The 271-nt window shown below is 66.1% G+C and carries 1 protein-coding gene; it reads left to right on the top strand.

Going from position 1 to position 271, the window contains the following annotated elements:
• A partial coding sequence (locus tag ABFX56_RS16095; protein ID WP_428834468.1) for a hypothetical protein occupies positions 1 to 271 on the top strand: 271 nt, incomplete at both ends.

Genomic DNA, 271 nt, shown 5'->3' on the forward strand with positions numbered 1-271 from the left:
CGCCAGTTCCGAAGAGCAAGCTCGCTCAGGCCGCACTCTTCCTCGGCATCGTCGCGGCGGTGTGCGCCATGATTCCCGTACTCAAAGCCGCGGCGGTGGTCGCCGGTCTCGGCGCCATTGTCTGCGGTGGCTTCGCTCTGAAGAGGAAGACCGCGCACCGTCGGCGTTCCATCGCAGGACTCAGCCTTGGCGCGGTCGCGTTGATCATCGCGATGGTGGTCAGCTCTGCATCGGCCGGTGGGAACACGACGGCGGAATCTGCGGTGCAGCA

This window comes from Parafrigoribacterium mesophilum (assembly GCF_039652555.1).
GTDB lineage: Bacteria > Actinomycetota > Actinomycetes > Actinomycetales > Microbacteriaceae > Parafrigoribacterium > Parafrigoribacterium mesophilum.